Annotated in this window: 18 protein-coding genes; 8 read left to right on the forward strand and 10 right to left on the reverse strand. The window is 41.0% G+C overall.

The window, feature by feature from the left end; translation table 11 throughout:
* Positions 1–16 precede the first annotated feature (16 nt).
* The 3 genes from E4S40_RS04580 to E4S40_RS04590 are packed head-to-tail and all read right to left on the reverse strand — an operon-like array spanning position 17 to position 2,655.
* Positions 17–844 carry a mechanosensitive ion channel family protein gene (locus E4S40_RS04580; RefSeq protein ID WP_135071656.1) on the reverse strand — a complete coding sequence of 276 codons (828 nt, stop codon included), beginning with the start codon at positions 842–844 and terminating at the stop codon, positions 17–19.
* A gap of 33 nt (positions 845–877) precedes the next feature.
* Entirely contained in the window at positions 878–1,582 is a 705-nt protein-coding gene (locus E4S40_RS04585; RefSeq protein ID WP_135071658.1) for a methyltransferase domain-containing protein, read from the reverse strand.
* A complete protein-coding gene (locus E4S40_RS04590; protein ID WP_135071660.1) occupies positions 1,579–2,655 on the reverse strand; it encodes a type III polyketide synthase in 1,077 nt (358 codons plus the stop codon). The genes E4S40_RS04585 and E4S40_RS04590 overlap by 4 nt, the downstream gene beginning before the upstream one ends.
* Positions 2,656–2,733: 78 nt before the next feature.
* Here E4S40_RS04590 and E4S40_RS04595 point away from each other — a divergent pair, with 78 nt between their 5' ends.
* On the forward strand, positions 2,734–3,633 hold the full coding sequence (locus tag E4S40_RS04595; protein WP_135071662.1) for a UbiA family prenyltransferase: 900 nt from the start codon (positions 2,734–2,736) through the stop codon (positions 3,631–3,633).
* Here E4S40_RS04595 and E4S40_RS04600 read toward each other — a convergent pair.
* Positions 3,630–4,745, reverse strand: a complete 1,116-nt coding sequence (locus tag E4S40_RS04600) for an NAD(P)/FAD-dependent oxidoreductase (protein WP_135071664.1) — start codon at positions 4,743–4,745, stop codon at positions 3,630–3,632. The two genes, E4S40_RS04595 and E4S40_RS04600, sit on opposite strands and share 4 nt — an antisense overlap.
* Positions 4,746–4,852: 107 nt before the next feature.
* On the opposite strand from E4S40_RS04600, the gene E4S40_RS04605 reads away from it, so the two are divergent.
* Positions 4,853–7,381 (forward strand): zinc-dependent metalloprotease, encoded by a 2,529-nt coding sequence (locus tag E4S40_RS04605; RefSeq protein WP_135071666.1) that lies wholly within the window; start codon positions 4,853–4,855, stop codon positions 7,379–7,381.
* Positions 7,382–7,469: 88 nt separating this feature from the next.
* Complete coding sequence (locus E4S40_RS04610) at positions 7,470–7,880, forward strand: Fur family transcriptional regulator (RefSeq protein WP_135071668.1); 411 nt, start codon at positions 7,470–7,472, stop codon at positions 7,878–7,880.
* On the opposite strand, the gene E4S40_RS04615 is transcribed toward E4S40_RS04610, so the two are convergent.
* Complete coding sequence (locus E4S40_RS04615) at positions 7,877–8,104, reverse strand: hypothetical protein (RefSeq protein WP_135071670.1); 228 nt, start codon at positions 8,102–8,104, stop codon at positions 7,877–7,879. The genes E4S40_RS04610 and E4S40_RS04615 overlap by 4 nt on opposite strands.
* 150 nt (positions 8,105–8,254) lie before the next feature.
* Here E4S40_RS04615 and E4S40_RS04620 point away from each other — a divergent pair, with 150 nt between their 5' ends.
* Positions 8,255–8,725 carry a YcxB family protein gene (locus E4S40_RS04620; protein ID WP_135071672.1) on the forward strand — a complete coding sequence of 157 codons (471 nt, stop codon included), beginning with the start codon at positions 8,255–8,257 and terminating at the stop codon, positions 8,723–8,725.
* A 56-nt stretch (positions 8,726–8,781) separates the two neighbouring features.
* Here E4S40_RS04620 and E4S40_RS04625 read toward each other — a convergent pair whose 3' ends face one another.
* Positions 8,782–9,282, reverse strand: coding sequence for a fasciclin domain-containing protein (locus E4S40_RS04625; protein WP_135071674.1), 501 nt, complete (start codon positions 9,280–9,282; stop codon positions 8,782–8,784).
* Positions 9,283–9,401: 119 nt separating this feature from the next.
* On the opposite strand from E4S40_RS04625, the gene rlmH reads away from it, so the two are divergent.
* Both rlmH and E4S40_RS04635 read left to right on the forward strand, forming a co-directional pair.
* On the forward strand, positions 9,402–9,875 hold the full coding sequence (gene rlmH, locus E4S40_RS04630) for a 23S rRNA (pseudouridine(1915)-N(3))-methyltransferase RlmH (RefSeq protein ID WP_135071676.1): 474 nt from the start codon (positions 9,402–9,404) through the stop codon (positions 9,873–9,875).
* A gap of 197 nt (positions 9,876–10,072) precedes the next feature.
* Entirely contained in the window at positions 10,073–10,909 is an 837-nt protein-coding gene (locus E4S40_RS04635) for a hypothetical protein (RefSeq protein ID WP_135071678.1), read from the forward strand.
* 243 nt (positions 10,910–11,152) lie between these two features.
* On the opposite strand, the gene E4S40_RS04640 is transcribed toward E4S40_RS04635, so the two are convergent.
* From E4S40_RS04640 to E4S40_RS04650, 3 genes are read right to left on the reverse strand one after another with little or no spacing between them, the layout of a single operon-like run.
* On the reverse strand, positions 11,153–11,665 hold the full coding sequence (locus tag E4S40_RS04640) for an FKBP-type peptidyl-prolyl cis-trans isomerase (protein WP_135071680.1): 513 nt from the start codon (positions 11,663–11,665) through the stop codon (positions 11,153–11,155).
* Positions 11,666–11,670: 5 nt separating this feature from the next.
* Positions 11,671–13,365: a capsule assembly Wzi family protein gene (locus tag E4S40_RS04645; RefSeq protein ID WP_161971772.1), complete on the reverse strand. Its 1,695-nt coding sequence runs from the start codon at positions 13,363–13,365 to the stop codon at positions 11,671–11,673.
* An 8-nt stretch (positions 13,366–13,373) separates the two neighbouring features.
* The gene (locus tag E4S40_RS04650; protein ID WP_135071682.1) at positions 13,374–14,036 is read right to left on the reverse strand and encodes a hypothetical protein; all 663 of its coding nucleotides are present in this window, start codon (positions 14,034–14,036) and stop codon (positions 13,374–13,376) included.
* 129 nt (positions 14,037–14,165) lie between these two features.
* Between E4S40_RS04650 and wecB the strand changes: the two genes are divergently transcribed.
* Together wecB and E4S40_RS04660 are read left to right on the forward strand one after the other, a co-directional pair.
* Positions 14,166–15,260: a non-hydrolyzing UDP-N-acetylglucosamine 2-epimerase gene (wecB, locus tag E4S40_RS04655; RefSeq protein ID WP_135071684.1), complete on the forward strand. Its 1,095-nt coding sequence runs from the start codon at positions 14,166–14,168 to the stop codon at positions 15,258–15,260.
* The gene (locus tag E4S40_RS04660; protein ID WP_135071685.1) at positions 15,260–15,745 is read left to right on the forward strand and encodes a cupin domain-containing protein; all 486 of its coding nucleotides are present in this window, start codon (positions 15,260–15,262) and stop codon (positions 15,743–15,745) included. The genes wecB and E4S40_RS04660 overlap by 1 nt, the downstream gene beginning before the upstream one ends.
* Positions 15,746–15,749: 4 nt before the next feature.
* On the opposite strand, the gene E4S40_RS04665 is transcribed toward E4S40_RS04660, so the two are convergent.
* The gene (locus tag E4S40_RS04665; protein ID WP_135071687.1) at positions 15,750–16,640 is read right to left on the reverse strand and encodes a cation diffusion facilitator family transporter; all 891 of its coding nucleotides are present in this window, start codon (positions 16,638–16,640) and stop codon (positions 15,750–15,752) included.
* Between the last annotated feature and the right edge of the window lie 89 nt (positions 16,641–16,729).

Raw genomic sequence — 16,729 nt, forward strand, 5'->3', positions numbered from 1 at the left:
TGCTAAATACGAATTGTTAAGCTTTGGCCTGGTGAACGACCCGTTGAGGAAATGGGATTTCGATTCCTTGCTCGGCAAAAGCTACATTAATTGCTTCCATAGAATCAAAGTAAACCGGCCACAAATTAGGAGCTTCTGTCCATGCTCGAATAACCAAATCCAGTGAGCTGTCTCCAAAATTATTCAAAAAGACTACCGGCTCAGGTTCCTGCAAAACTCGCTCATCATTTTTGAAAATATTCAAAATGGTTTCTCGAGCCTGCTTGATATTGGTACCATAAGCTACTCCCACAGTCAAATCCACTCGTCTGGTTGGTTGAGTACTCATATTAACCACATCAGAATTTGCCAAGCCACCATTTGGAATGATGATTTCTTTATTATCAAAAGTAGTCATGCGGGTGTAAATGATCCCAATCTCTCTAACTGTACCCGTATGGCCTTGAGCAATAATTACATCATCAACTTTAAAAGGCTTAAATAGAAGAATCAAGACTCCTCCTGCAAAATTTGAGAGCGATCCCTGCAAAGCCAAACCGATTGCTAAACCTGCAGCACCCAAAACAGCCACAAAGGAAGTTAGCGGCACACCCAAGATCGTGGCAATTCCTATAATCAAGGACACGTAAAGCAATGCCTTGATTACTCCGATTAAGAAATTATTGAGTGAAGGGTTTGATTCCCGTTTTTCGAGTAGGACTGAAAAAGATTTTACCAATTTTCTAACTATCCATCGACCAATAAAGTAGAAGATGGCAGCATAAGCCAGTTTTGGCAAGATGGTATACGCTAGATCTAAACCTTTTTGAATTAATTCTTCAGCTAGTTCAGGTGAAATTTCCATGATAATTAAACTTGTTTTGTTGAAAACTTAAAATTAAACATAAATCAAAAGCTGCCAGCGAAATGCCCAAAACCACCTCAAAGAGTAATTTTTAATTCCGGCTTTTTCTAGAATTCGCTGCCAATCTTTCTTTGAAAAACTCCGCAAAACAGAAAGAGGCGCATCGTTCCTGACCATCTTTGATTTGCTAAATATTTTGGTCAAAGTTTGAATGCTGTAATAAGCGAAGGGGTGCCGATGCAAATCGTTTATGACAATACCCAAGCTTACTTTTTCCTTGAATACCCGAAGTAATTCCACCAATTCCTCATCAGTAAAATGATGGGTAAACAAAGTACAGGTAGCGATGTCCGCTCTATCCTTTTTGAATTCCTCGTCGAATACATTCTGAACAGACAAAACTATAGATGGTTTATCGCTTAACCTAGTTTTTGCCAGTTGAATCGTGTTTGGATTAGCATCAACCCCCTCTAATTCTATGGAGATTTGATTCATTTCGGCCCAGTCTGTGATGACTCGAAGCATATCTCCTCCACCACAGCCAATGTCCACAATTTTATAGCTTTCTTGACCTTTTTCTTTGATCAGCTCTTGAATCCCCTTTGTAGTCACATGATTTCCTCCTAGCCATCGATTGATGGTTTTCAATTCTCGAAGTGTCTGATTCAGTTCTTCACCAGAGCATTCCAAATCATCCATCAACTCTTTTTGAGTACTTCTTTGGCTAAAAGAAATCATGTCTTTTGTAGCATTAATGTCTCCAAAGTAAGGCCCGGGCCAAAGCCCATCGCCAAAATTTCTCCTGAAATAGAATCATCCTTCATCATTGCCTGGAGCACAAATAGAATAGTGGCAGATGACATATTTCCAAAATTTCGAAGCACCTCCATAGCCTGTCGATTACAATCTTCAGAGAAACCAAAGGCCTCTTGTACTTTTTGGAGGATTTGTTTCCCTCCTGGATGAATGGCAAAGTTGGAAATTTGAGAGAGCTTGAATTTGCTTTCAAAAGCGTCTTTAAACTTTCCAATCCCATCTTGAAGCAATTGGGGAACATACTTACTTAGCGCCATTTCAAATCCAAAATCTCCAATAGACCAAGCCATATCCGGGGCTCCTTCGGAAATTAAATGGCTTGTGTAATCCTGAATAGCAAAGCCTTCAGACCGATTGGATAACAAAGCTGCCGCTGCACCGTCCCCGAAGAGGGAATTCGCCAAAAGATTGTCTTCATTATACACCTTTTGAAAATGAAGGGTACATAATTCAACTGAAACCAGCAATACTTGAGCTTTTGGCTCTGCCCGGAGAATTTTATCCGCTAATTTAATCCCCGAAAAGGCCGCATAACATCCCATAAAATGAATGCAATACCGCTCTACCTGAGGATTTATACCCAGTTTATTCATCAAAGTCAATTCAACTCCAGGAGCGAGCATTCCCGTACAAGAAACTAGAATCAAATGGGTTAATTCAGATGGAGAAATGGGACCTTTGGCTAGACATTCTCTGACCGCTCTTTCCGCCAAATCAGGAGCTTCTTTTGCAAAAACTTCCATTCGTTCTTTCGTGCCTGGAAATGGCTCCAAATCATCTGTTTTTGGAAAAAAGGAATAATCCTCAATTTGCTCTTTATCAAAATCCCTCAAAACGCTGTAGCGAGTATCAATTCCTGATTTACGATACAAAAAGTCAAGCTTTCTCCCTTCATACTCATCCAACCCATGAGCCTTTCTCATAAATCGAGCAATTTCCTGTTGGTAAATAGGAGTTCCGGGATTGGCCAGACCGATCTGATTCAAAAATGTCATGCAAGTAAGTTAGCGGAATATCTTTACATTAGAAGTACGACAAGTTAAACCTAAAAGCCTGTTAAAGGTTATCGATCCATGATTACCCGTTCAAGTATTCTTCATCTCCGAATTCCCTTTTCGCTGTTCCTTTTACCAGTCTTTCTTTTCGCCTTGGGATTAACACCTAACCTGAACGAAAGCAGGCTTTTACTGGTCTTTTTAGCTTTGCACCTTTTCCTGTATCCATCATCCAATGGTTACAATAGCTATTATGATCGAGATACCGATAGCATTGGCGGACTGAAGCGACCACCTCAAGTAACCAAAGATTTACTGAGCTTATCTTTAGGCTTTTTTGGCATTGCACTCCTTTTGGCTTGGCAAATCAATATCGCATTTACAAGTATGGTATTGATATATGGCTTGGTGAGTATGGCTTACTCTCACCCGAGCACTCGACTCAAGCGACTTCCTTGGATAGGATGGTTAATTGCTGGATTATTTCAAGGTTATTTCACCTTTGCAATGGCTTATGCAGGGTTGAGCGATTTTGGATGGGATATTTTCCTAAAACCTCACGTCCTTATTCCAGGAATGCTGACTTCCTTGATGCTTTGGGGTAATTATCCTCTAACTCAAGTTTATCAACACGAAGAAGATGCTCGCCGTGGCGATATGACCTTAAGCAGAAAGCTAGGGATCATCGGGACCTTTTCATTCTCTGCCTTATTCTTCACCTTAGCCGGGGCAGGTTTTACTTGGTTTTTTCTGGATAAGGGTCTGGATCGTTTTCTCTGGGTTTTCCTTTCTGCCATGGCACCCATAGTCTTGTATTTCCTAGTCTGGTTTGCTTTTGTAAGGCGTCAACCTGAACGCTACGCTAATTATTCTTGGGCCATGGGAATGAATTGGATTTCAGCCATTGCGCTGAATGCCTTCTTTATTTACTTCTTTTTGGAATATACCCAAATTCTCCAAGTCTTTGGATTTCTTTAAAAGGGCTTTCCGTGGGTATTTCGAATGATTTGCTGCGAAATCCAGGAGGAATTTGCCAATAGCATTCTTGCAAAAGCCGAACTGGTGTCCGCACCAAAAAGCTTTTGAATCCATCTTCCAAAAATCAATCGATTCTTAAAGTGAAGATTCCATTGCTTGCCATACTGACTTTCGATTTGGTTTCTTCCCGTATAATTTTCAAAAATATCAGCCAGCAAAAATGCCCCACGTATAGCCATAGCCATCCCATTTCCATTTAAGGGAGTGATCAAGCCCGCCGCATCTCCCACCATCAATAGGTGATTTTCCACAGGAGATTTCTTTTCAAAACTGATTTCATTAATCACCTCCGGCTTCTCAAAAAGGAATTCAGCCTCTTTAAAAATCTCCTTGAGCTTGGGGTTTTTCCACAGCAGCTTTTGTTCCATTTCAGGAATAGACCCAAATTCACGTAAATCTTCCCTTCGACCCAAGTAACATAAATTGAATTTTCCGCCTTCTACGGCATTCATGCCACAGTATCCTCTTGGGAAATTGTGTAAAGCCACCACATCGTCAGGTCTATCGATCTGAATGTGGTATTTAACTCCAATAAACGGCGAGCGTTTTTGAGTAAAGGATCGATTTAAAAATGAATCCACGCGGGACCGCTTGCCAAAAGCTCCAATCACATAATCGGATTCCAGAACTTTCCCGCCTTCCAAGTTTACTCGAAAGCGATTTAGATCTTTCAAAAAATTAACCTCAAGAACTTGGGAACCTGTCTGAATCTCTGCTCCCGCTTCTTGCGCACGAATGGCTAAATAATGATCCAATAAATGCCTGCTGATACCTATTCCTCCTAAGTCCAAAGGCGTTTGAACTGATTTCCCCTGTATGTCTGAAAATTCAAACTGATTGATTTGGGGGAATTCATAATCGGGGGGCAAAAGTTTTTCACGATTCAGGAAATCAACTACTTCATTGGACAAATACTCCCCACAGACCCGATGAAAAGGGTAGGTCTTCTTTTCGATCAAATGAATAAAATGACCGTTTTTAGCTAGCAAATAAGCAGAAACTAATCCTGCCAAGCCTCCGCCGATGACGATAATATCTTTCCTTTTTCCCAAGCTTTTGCCTTTAATTCTATCATTTAACCGCCTATCAAAAATTAAGTTCAGAGAAAGGCAGAAGCGCTTCTTAACGAGTTATTTTTAGCAAAAATAAAATGCTTACTATGAAAAACACAGTACCCAATTTTCTGAGGAGATTTACGCTTCTTCTAGGAATCTTAGGTGTCATGTTCTATTCTGAGGACTCCTTTGCTCAGAGAAAAAAGAAAAAAGACGCCAAGGATGCCCCTGCCGCACCTGCACCACGGCCACAAAATAATGGTGCTAACAAAAAAGGACCGAAACCATACAAAGATGTCATCACCAAAGATGCCAAGAGTATGGATGGTCTTTTCAAAGTTCACCAAATCGATGACAAATACTTCTACGAAATCCAAGATTCTCTTCTAGGAAGAGACATGTTGATGGTGACAACCATCGCTAAAACAGCTGAGGGAATCGGCTACGGAGGTGAACGAACCAACACCATGATGCTTCGATGGGAAAGAGAAGGAGATATGATTCTCTTAAAGGTTGTATCTGTAAACAACTATGCTGCAGATTCCCTTCCTATTGCTCAGGCGGTGAAAAACTCCAATTTGGAGCCAATTCTTCAAAAATTTGAAGTGAAATCAAATGCTACCGATTCCACCGGGGTGGTTATCGAAGCTACCGATTTGTTTGCCAAGGATGTGCAAGCTTTGGGTTTGCCAAGAAACAGAAGAACTCAATATAGAGTACAGCGATTGGATTCTGATCGCTCTTATATCAAGCACATTCATACCTACCCTATCAATGTCGAGGCTCGCTATGTGATGACCTATGCAGCTCAAAGCCCGCCTTCTAACAGCGCAACTGGGTTGATTACTTTGGAAATGAACTCTTCCATGGTATTGCTTCCAAAGGAGCCGATGATGCAGCGTTTGGCAGATCAGCGTGTGGGTTGGTTTAGCCGATCTTATGTAGACTACGGAGCTGACGCTCAAAAAGCACAATCCCGTCGATTCCTTGACCGATGGAGACTTGAAGTCAAGCCGGAGGACATGGAGAAATTCAAGCGAGGAGAATTGGTAGAGCCAGTTAAGCCTATTGTTTACTACATCGATCCTGCTACGCCTAAAAAATGGGTGCCATATCTTAAGCAAGGGGTTGAGGACTGGCAAAGGGCTTTCGAAGCTGCAGGTTTTAAAAATGCGATCATCGCTAAGGAAGCTCCAACAGCTGAAGAAGACCCAACTTGGAGCCCTGAAGATGCGAGATACTCAGTTATCCGTTATTTCGCTTCTGATATTCAAAATGCCTACGGCCCTCACGTGTCTGATCCAAGATCCGGTGAAATCATCGAATCTGATATCGGATGGTATCACAACGTGATGAATCTTTTGAGAAACTGGTATTTCATCCAAACTGCCGCTGTGAACCCTCAGGCTCGTAGTGTACAGTTTGATGATGAGGTAATGGGAAGATTGATTCGATTTGTATCTGCTCACGAAGTTGGACATACCCTAGGTCTTCCACACAACTTTGCTTCATCTAATGCATATCCAGTAGAAAAGCTCCGTGACCCTGAGTTTACCAAAGCTATGGGAACAGCTCCATCCATCATGGACTATGCTCGATTCAACTACGTAGCACAGCCAGAAGATGAAGGTGTTAACCTATTGCCTGATGTAGGTCCATATGACAAATATGCTATCATGTGGGGTTATAGACCGATTCCTGAAGCCAGCTCACCAGAAGAAGAGCAGCCTATCTTGGATCAATGGATCATGGAAAAACAAGGTGACCCTGTTTATCGATATGGTCGTCAGGGTAACCGTTATGACCCTACCACTCAAAGTGAAGATTTGGGTGACAACTCCATGCTCGCTTCTGAGTACGGTATCAAAAACTTGAAGCGCATCATGCCTAACTTGATGGAATGGACCAAGGAAGAAGACAAGCCATTCAAAGACTTCAGTGATTTGGAAGAAATGTATGGTCAGGTAATTGGTCAGTTTAACAGATATATGGGACATGTTCGTACCCATATCGGTGGTGTAATGGAAGTTTACAGAGCTTCTGGTCAGGATGTGCCTGTCTACACGCACAACTCTAAGGAAATGCAGAAATCTGCAGTAGCTTTCCTTAACGAGCATTTGTTTAAAACTCCATCTTGGTTGATGAACGAAGAAATCATCGCTCGAACTGGTGATTTTGGAGCATTGGAAAGAATCCGAAGTCTACAAGAGGGAACATTGAACAATATCCTAGAATGGGGTCGCTTGGGTAGAGTGATTGAAAACGAAGCGATCAATGGTGATGAAGCTTACAAAATCACCGAACTATTTGAAGACCTTCGTAAAGGAATCTGGACCGAACTTAGCCGTGGTGCTACGATTGATGTTCATAGAAGATCCTTGCAAAGAGCTCACATCGAGCGTTTGGAATTGTTGTTAACTGAGGATGAACCTGAAGTTTCTGCACAGTTCAGAAGATTCGTTGGACCTCAGATCGACGCTTCTCAGTCAGATATTCGACCTATGGCTCGTGGCGAATTGAAAACACTTCAAAGACAAATCCGAGCAGCAATCCCAAGAACTTCAGACCGCATGTCCAAAATGCACCTTGAAGATTTGGATGCTCGAATTGATATGATCTTGGATGCTGAATAAAATCCCAAGATAAACCTACAAAAAGGGCATCCGAATGGGTGCCCTTTTTTCATCTTCTGTCAAATTTGTATTTTGCGCTATTCAAATTATGATCACTCCCCGCTCCATATTAAAAAGCCATAAGCTCCGAATCACGGATTGTCGCTTGGACATTATTCAGGAGTTTTTGGACCGGCAAGTAGCTTTGGCACATAGTGATTTGGAGGAAAAACTTCAAAATCAATTTGATCGAGTCACCATCTACCGAACTTTAAATACTTTTTTGGAGCAGGACATTATTCACAAGGTTTTGGATGATAGTGGTGCAACCAAATATGCCCTTTGTTCATTCGAAGATGATCATGACCATGACCACGAACACGTGCATTTTAAGTGTGAAGTTTGTGGAGAAACCACCTGTTTGGATGAAGTGCATTTACCCGCTATCAAGCTTCCTCAAGGCTATAAAAAAAGGGATATGAGCCTTTTGGTGTTGGGCACCTGTCCTAAGTGTAGTTAATAATCTACAGGTTCAGGTTTGGTTTTTTTAGGGGAATCTCCCGGCCAAATCACTCCCGGAGGCAAATCAATTTGAGGAGGATTTTTATCTTCAATTCCACCATCTCCATCATCTCTACCATCTTTTCCTTTTTTCAGGGAGTTTTTGGTCATCATTGCCACAAAATAAATGATGATGACATAAGCAAAGCCAGCAAGAAAAAGATTGATCATCAAGCTACTCATCCCCTAATAATTTGTCTTAAGATAGTCGAAACCAAAATCTAAATCAACGTCCTGCCGGATTTGTTTGTCTTATTGAAGGGAAGAAGGTCTAAAGCTGACTTGCTTTATCCCCCGGATACTTGGATATTTGCGCACTGAAAATTAAAAGTGATGATTATCAAGACTAAAAAATACCAACTTCCAACCGGAACATATATTAAAATGGGACTCGTCAACGTGTTGAAGGAACAGTGGTGGGTAATCCCAATTGCCTTGGCGATTTGCTGTGGATATTTTTGGATCCCTTCCCTCTGGTGGATTTTCGGTGGCTTGTTGGGATATGGATTGTATGTACTCTTTTGGGCAATTCAATTTACCGGGGTAACCCAAATGGAACAAAATAAAGTCATCTTCGAGAAATTGGCTTATGAAATCGACTCCCGTCAAATTTTGATGAAGATAAATACCAAGCAAGGGATGCCAGTACAATGGAACATGATCAAAAAGGCTGAAATGGGAAAAGACGCTTTCATCCTATACATTTCAAAAGCCCAATTTATTCATCTTCCTTTCAAGATTTTTAATTCGGATAATGAGCGAAAGTTTTTAGAAACAATTTTGAAAAGAAAAGAATTGATCTAATCAAAAAAGCCTGTCTACATAATGTAGACAGGCTTTTTAATTAGAATTTTTTGTTTTTACATCGTTGGCAAAATCACCTTGTCAATCACGTGTACGACACCATTATCTGCTTCGATATCAGCAGCCGTTACAGTCGCATCATTGATCATTGCTTTTCCGTCTTTCAATGTTACAGTGATCTCTCCACCTTGAACGGTTTTCGCTTTTTGACCATTTTTTAGATCAGATGACATAACTTTACCAGGAACCACGTGGTAAGTCAGGATAGAAACCAGTTTATCTTTATTTTCTGGCTTCAATAAACTTTCCAAAGTTCCAGCAGGCAAAGCAGCAAAAGCATCATTGGTAGGTGCAAAAACAGTAAATGGTCCATCCCCTTTCAAAACATCTACTAAGTCACCTGCTTTGACAGCAGCAACAAGCGTAGAAAGGAAATCAGTACTTACCGCCAAGTCCACAATGTCAGCTTCTACTTCGTGTACTGAATTGGTTTTTGGTGCAAAGGCAGAGGCAACAAAGAAAAGTGCCATGCTCAGAATTAAAACAGTTTTTTTCATGATAGTTAATTTTGGTTTACTTCATGACAACAGACTGTTTGTCAGATTGTTTGTCATTTAGTTGTATATACATAAATAATTTTGAGCAGCGGTTTTCTTGCTTGATAAACCTAAAGATTATGCAAATCAAAATCATTGCAATTGGAAAAACAGACCATCCGGCCATTCTCCAACTACAGGAAATCTATACTGATCGGCTGAGTCATTATATTAGAGTGGAATGGGAAATTATCCCCGATTTAAAAAACACCAAATCCCTTAATCAGGTCCAACAAAAATCCAAAGAGGGAGAGTTGATACTAAAAAAAATTAGTACCCCAGATTTTGTATTGCTACTAGATGAGAAGGGAAAAAGCTACACTTCGATTGAATTTGCTGATTTCTTACAAGGCAAAATGAATAGTGGAATCAAGCAACTCGTCTTGGTAATCGGAGGCCCCTATGGTTTTTCCGAAGAAGTATATCTTCGAGCCAATTCAAAGATCTCTCTCTCCAAAATGACTTTTTCGCACCAAATGATCCGTCCTTTTTTAGCTGAGCAACTATACCGAGCAATGACCATTCTACGCGGTGAACCCTATCATCATGAGTAAATAATTATCCCAATGTTAACAAGCATAACATTGGATTTATAATTTCTAAACCCCTAAAACCCCCTCAAAAACAGGGAAATAGAGCTATTTTCCTGAAAATCAATGTTTTTTTTGAATTCTAGAGCCCAATTACTTGCATCCAATGTTACCAAATTGTTAACTTTAAATTAACATTCTTAACATTAGGATAGAATTAAATGCAAAAGTGGGTTTTATTATTTGGTTTGATCAGCCTGTTATCACTTTCTGTGATAGCGCAGGAAGGGTCTATCCAAACTGAAAAACTTCCTTTTGAATCTCCGACCGAACAAGAATTTTGGAAGAAGGGTATTTCTGAAAATGACCAACTTTCTCTTTTAATGGCTGTCAGACCATCCGGTGAAGAACCTCTTGCAAAGTGGGAAGAGTTCTTGGCCAAATTGGATCAAAAATTCGAAAAGAAAGGAAAATCCTTGGCCTTTCTTCGCTATGCATTCCAAACTTCCCATCAGAAACTTTTCAAAAAATACGAGCAACACGCTACTTTCAATCAAATGCTAAGTGAAGGAAAGTTTGATTGTGTGAGTGGAACTGCTGTGTTGGGACTACTATTGAATCGGTATGGATTTGACCATGAAATTATAGAGACCGATTACCATGTTTTCAGCATCGTCAAGCTAGAAGAGAAACCAATCATCTTGGAAAGCACATTGAAAGTAGGAGGCATGATTACCCGCCCATCGGAAGTCAAAAATTACCTCAATGCTTACAAACCAGAAGAAAGTGCTACCTACCTTTCTCTCAATCAGCGCATTGGTTCTTTGGATATTGATTACAGTGACAAGACTATTTTTAGGTCCATTAATCTTCGGGAATTAGCAGGTCTCCAATATTACAATGATGCCATTTTTCATTTCAACAGACAGGCTTATCGAATTTCGGAGCAGCAGTTGGTAAAAGCCTATCAGCTTTATCCATCAGAGCGAATCGATGGCTTACGGGAATTGACTATAGACCAAGCCTACAAAACTTTGGGTATTGACTTGAGGAAATAAAAAAGGCACCAATATTAATTAGTGCCGATAAGACTGGATTTAATCACCCCCATAATTTTCCAGCCTGCTTGCCCTTGATTTAGAAAAATTTCCTTTACAACAAGAACACCAAGATAAAGAGTAATAGGGCTACTAGCCGAATAATGGTTAAAATACGATCCATAGTCATGGTGAACGAACCGCCAAGGTAATTTACCATCCCAAAATGGTCCATACGGCAAATGCCCTATTTTCTAACAGTGCTTAGTGGTGATGGCCTCCTGGACCATGCGCATGCCCATGTTCCAGTTCCTCAGGATCAGCATCTCGCACTCCTTCTATTTTACCTTCAAAATGTAAATCATATCCCGCAAGAGGGGGATTGAAATCCATGTGTACGCCTAAGTAATCAACCTTGATAATCTCCCCGCGCATTTGATTCCCCTGATCATCTTGCATGGGAATGACATTTCCAACTTTTAAAAGGTCGCGGTTTTTCTTTCCTTCTTCTTTGAAGTTTGACTTTGGAATGATCACTCTCTTTTCCTCAAAATAATCTCCATACCCATTTTCAAAGTCAATGAAAACCGAAAAAGAATCTCCGGCTTCCTTGCCAACAAGGGCTTCTTCCAATTTGGGAAGAATATGTTGATGCCCCATCAAAAAGGCGAAAGGTTGGTCCGAAGCTACCTCTTCATAAAATTCCATCCCGGTTTCTCCGTCATCTACCATCAATCGATAGCTGATGGTGACTACTTTATCTTTTTCTGCTTTCATATTGATTATCTGAACAAATAAGTCAAGCCGATCTGAGCAACGAAATTTTTCCGGTCATAGCCTGGAACAAAATATTGATCCGGTTGATTTTCCAAAAACCACTTGTAATTCAGCGTATTTACATATTGGAATCGACCATTGACCAATAGATTACCAACTCGCCAGTCAGCTACTAAAGAAGGAACTAAATCCACATATTTGTTCCGGAAATCTTTGGAAGCTTCATAGCGGTAGTAATAAAAATCATTGTTGTAAACGATTCGCTCCATTTGGAATCCAATGCGGTTCATTCCTCTTACCCAAGCGAATTCTACAAAGAGCTGATTACTTGCTGGACCATTCCCTACTCCCAAAACCTGCCCTTGATGCGTGTATCCATGTCGCACATGATCATGAATATACCAAGTTCGGAGCTGACGGATTTCTTCTCGGATAGTCTGCCCAGTTTGGGTCATTTCAGAACTGATCTGAAAATAATTCCCTGGTTTCCCCATGGCCATCAAATGAGAAAAACCAAAGGTAAAAGCTCTTCCTTTCTCTGGAGTGATTAGGAAATCATTGAATCGCCGGCTATTCCCCCTTGTTCCGTATTCTCCATAGAATTCAAAATGCCCCTCAGGGCTCAACCATCTGAAAAAGCCAGAAGAAAATTGCTGTCGTTTATCACGGATAGGATCATGAACATTCTCAGGACCTTTTCGACCATTGAAAATGGGTAAAATATCTCCCATCACTTTGACTTCATCCCTGTAGAGGTGGTTCGTGGCTCCATATCCCAAAAATAGCCCAGGAACCCATTTAGGCTGATATGTCAAAACTATACCGGATAAATAGCGATCTCCATTTTCCCGCTTCGGAATATAGACGGGGTTTTCCTGAATAGAATAATCTGAATGAGGAGGAAGAAACTCGGTTGATTTTAGAAAACCACTAATGATTTGGCCTTCAAAGGATCCGATTTTGCTTTGGACTGGCTTTCTAGTATTGACCGTGAAATGAAAGAATCCCGGCGCATTATTTCCCAAAAGCAAGGAGTTTCTTCTTCCGGGACCCCACCACAGATTTTCTGTTGAGAATCCGATGGAAAATTCCTCCACATTGAACCTTAAACTGGACTGCCCTAGGTAAAATCGGTTAAATGCTTTGTCTCCAAAACGCTCGGGGGAGTCGATACGATTTAGGTATTCATAATAAAATAAAACCGTGGCCTGATGTTCAATCGGAAAACCAATGTAGTCCTTGTTTTGAGCAACAAGAATTTCGGGCTGAAGTTGTAGAGTCCATTTTCCGAACTCGGCATATCCACCTAGGGATAATATTTGTTGCAATCCTCTGTTTGGAATAAAAGCCCCATCATTCACTCCAAAGGCGTAGGTAGAATTGTATTGGGCTCGATAGATTGCCGGCATCAAAAGAAACTTTCCTTTTCCTTCCGGACCAAAATTTCGATGAAAGCGGGATTGATCAAAATCTACGACCGAACTATCCAAATCGAAACCATGCTTGACACCAAAAGCTTCTGTGGGATATATCGGTCGCACCATCCAACTGGAACTTGAATCTACTCTTCCTAATAATTGGGCTCTACGCAGGTAATCATCCAAAACCGGCGTGCCTAGAGGAATGGTTTGAAGTAAAGCCTCTTCTGAAAAACCGAAAAGAAGCAAAAACAACAAGAAAAGTATTCGTCTTTGTAGCATGTTCTTTATCAGTTTACAACCAAAGCTTCGACTGTTACCCGAGCTAATGACCAAGATTCGTCACAGACTGGGTCTGGATTTTCTTCTTGTCTAAGTTCGCTGTTCCAGAATATTTTCACCTCATTATTCGTGTGGGGAATAATCTCCTCAATTCTATAGCGGGTAGTGTAATTGGAAAAAGCGCCAAATAGGCACAAGCCAGGTAAATTGGTCTGAATGGCCCCGCTTTTCGGTATATTTTGTCTAAAAAAACTATTGGGAAAAGATTGGTACAAACAGAAAAGGGACTCACAAGGTGAATTGGAGAATGTAGTCCGAAAGATCTCCGTATTGTCCAATCCAAAAAACCAATAATCGGGACCCGAAATCCCATCATCAGGATTTCCATCCCAGCTGTCATGGACCAAAATTTCAGTGGTCACCTTCAGCATATTATGGGTAGGAAGATTTTCAAGTCGAACGGAGACTTCATCATTATGATAAAATCCTGCTACAGTATCCCTTTGAAAAATAAAGAGCTTGCCATTTTCGAATCCGGCCAGATCCAATGTGGAAAAGTTATTATCATACACCACTTCCGAACGTTCCAAGGTATCCGTACAGGCAGTCATTACGACGAATATTCCTAATACAAAAACCCGGGAAGTTCTTCTCCAAAAAGCTGAAATCATGAATAAGAATCAAATCTATGAATGACAAAGAAACAAAAAAGCAGCCAAAATTAGGGAAGGAATTCAGCGCAAATTATCGGGTAGCCTCTACTTAATTTTTTACTTTTGAGGCAAAATTTGATCTGACATATGCCCACTTTTACAATTGTAGCCGGTGCTCGACCTAATTTTATGAAAATCGCACCAATCATACATCAGCTCCAAAAGCAAAAAGAGAAGAATCCCGCTATCAATTTTAGGCTTATCCATACCGGACAGCATTATGATAAGAAAATGTCCGGGGACTTTTTTGATCAGTTGAATATCCCAGAACCAGATGCCAATTTGGGCGGAGGGGGCGGAACCCAAGCGGAACAAACTGCTGCTATCATGGTGGCTTTTGAAAAGGAATTGATGGAAAATCCAAGCGACTTAGTATTGGTGGTGGGAGATGTTACCAGCACCTTGGCTTGCTCTATTGCTGCCAAAAAGCTCTGTGTGGATGTTGCTCATGTGGAAGGTGGAATTCGCTCTGGAGACTTGACCATGCCGGAAGAAATCAATCGGATGGTGACCGACTCCATCACTGATCATTTTTTTACAACTTCAGAGATCGCAAATCAAAACCTACGGAAGAGTGGATTTCCAGAAGAAAAAATTCATTTCGTAGGAAACACCATGATCGATACCCTTTTGGCACAAATGCCAAGATTTGAAAAGCCAGAGGGAGAAATCTTTTCCGATTTGCAAGCGGGAGAATATTTTGTAATGACCATGCACCGCCCTGCTAATGTGGATCAGGAGCAAAAGCTTAAAGCCATGATTGATGCAATCTTGGAAGGAACGGCAGGCTTACCAATCATTTTCCCTGTTCATCCTAGAACGGCAAAAAATCTCCAAGCCATTGGGATCGCTGCTCCAAATCTTTTCATGTGTGAACCGCTCGGATACTTACAGTTTAATTACTTGGTCAAAAACGCAAAAGGAGTTATTACTGATTCGGGAGGAATTACGGAGGAAGCATCTGTAATGAATGTTCCTTGTATTACGCTCCGGGACAATACAGAAAGACCGGAAACCATCACCCTAGGAACAAACGAATTGGTAGGCACAGACCCAAGCAAACTCAAGCCCTATCTAGAAAAGATCATGGCTGGTCAGTGGAAAAAATATCAGGGAATTCCATTGTGGGATGGAAAAACTGCTGAACGAATCGTAGACATTCTAATCAAGGAATACGCGTAATGAATAAACCTGATCGTATCGCTTATTTGGTAGACAAACTCGGGATGCTGCCCCATCCGGAGGGAGGATTTTATGCAGAAACCTTTCGACACGAAATCAATATTCAAACGGATTCAGGTGAGCGGAACTTAAGTACGGTAATTTACTTTTTGCTGACTTCAGAAAATGTATCCAAATTTCACCGAATTAAGAGCGATGAACATTGGTTTTGGCATGAGGGAAGTCCGCTTAATGTTCACCTGTTGAACGCCCGAGGTCATCAAATTTTGCGACTTGGGCCTGTGGATAATCAGGATTGCCAACCTCAGCAACTCGTGCCAGCAAAAACCATTTTTGGAAGTTCAGTAGAAGAATCGGACTCTTATGCTTTGGTTTCTTGTGTGGTGGCTCCTGGATTTGACTTTCGCGATTTTGAGCTTTTCTCAGAAGATGAACTTCTGCAGGAATTTCCGAATGAGTCAGAGATTATCCGAAGACTAACATAGTCAGTTACTCTCCCTCTTCGGAAAATTCACAACATTCCTCAGCTGTCTCGAGCTCGATTGTCAGATGTTCAAAATGATATTTTTTTAAGCAGGCTTTAACCTGATTTTTCACCTCAATCAATTCATCCAAGCCTTCTATTTCCTTCAGCTTAATATGAGCGCTAAACACATGATGTTCTCCATCAAGGGACCAAATATGCATGTGATGAATGGATTGAATTTGCTTAAAGGACAGTAACTCCTCCTCTATTTTCTCGCGATCCACATCCTCAGGATGACCTTGCAAAAAGACCATTAGGGTTTCCCGTAATCTCAACACCACATTGGAAAGGATAAACATGCCGAAGCCTAAGGATAATGCCGGGTCGAGATAAGGGATGTCCCAGAAATTCAAAATCACTGAGGCTACCAAAATGGCAAACCACCCCAAAACATCCTCCAACAAGTGCCAGGAAACTACCCGTTCATTTAAGGATTTGCCATGGCTCATTTTCCATGCAGCAAAACCGTTCACCCCAACCCCGATAATCGCAAAAAGCAACATCCCCTGAGGATTGACCGCTTCCGGTTCGATAATTCTACCGATTGCTTCAATGATCACGTAGATCGACCCTACAATCAGGATTAGACTATTGAACAATGCCCCTAATAGAGAAAAGCGTCTATAGCCAAAACTGAATGTACGCGTGGGTTTTTTCTTGGATTTAGCATCCAAATACCAAGCTGTCCCTAAGGAAATACTATCCCCCAAATCATGGATGGCATCGGAAACAATTGCCACAGAATTCACATAAAATCCCCCAATCAACTCAAAAATGGTAAAGCCCAAGTTCAGAAAAAATGCAGTCTTGAGGTTTTTACCCGATGAATGGTGATGATGTGAATGGTCTGCCATAAATCAAAAATGCTAAACAATCCCTTCTTTTATGAATTTGGACAATTCTAGGGAAACAAACCAATGATGTGCTGAAAAACAAAAAGTTA

The sequence above is a fragment of the Algoriphagus kandeliae genome (genome assembly GCF_004571135.1).
Lineage (GTDB): Bacteria > Bacteroidota > Bacteroidia > Cytophagales > Cyclobacteriaceae > Algoriphagus > Algoriphagus kandeliae.